Source organism: Pseudomonas sp. HY2-MNA-CIBAN-0224 (assembly GCF_040310285.1).
GTDB classification, from domain to species: domain Bacteria; phylum Pseudomonadota; class Gammaproteobacteria; order Pseudomonadales; family Pseudomonadaceae; genus Aquipseudomonas; species Aquipseudomonas helleri.
In genome coordinates this window covers 1-482 of the sequence record NZ_JBEOPQ010000164.1, presented here as the reverse complement: position 1 = coordinate 482, position 482 = coordinate 1, and the positions used below count along the sequence as shown (strand labels likewise).

Genomic DNA, 482 nt, shown 5'->3' with positions numbered 1-482 from the left:
AAGGTTTTGCAGGCCCAGGGCATCGAAGTGGGGCTTTATAAAATCCGCGGGCTGATGCGTTCAAATGGCTTGCGCTCGGCCTGGAAACGTAAGTTTGTGCACACCACCGATAGCAAACATGATCTGCCGATTGCCGAGAATGTGTTGAACCGCCAGTTTGAGCCTGAGGCTGTGAACAAGGCCTGGGTGGCGGATATCACCTACATTAGAACTCGCAGTGGCTGGCTCTATCTGGCGGTGGTGTTGGACTTGTTCTCGCGCAAGGTAGTGGGGTGGTCGATGGCCCCCAACATGCCAGCAGAATTGGTGTGCAGCGCAATGCAGCTAGCTATCGCTCAGCGCCAACCGCCACCGGGCCTGATCGCCCACTCGGATCGCGGCAGTCAATACGCCAGCGTGAGCTACAGAGCGCTGCTGGCTCGAAACGACATGCAGCAAAGCATGAGCCGTAAAGGTAATTGCTGGGATAACTCAGTGATGGA

At 56.2% G+C, this 482-nt stretch carries 1 protein-coding gene; it reads left to right on the top strand.

The annotated features are described in order from the left end of the window. A partial coding sequence (locus tag AAEZ03_RS25850; protein WP_350582567.1) for an IS3 family transposase occupies positions 1-482 on the top strand: 482 nt, incomplete at both ends.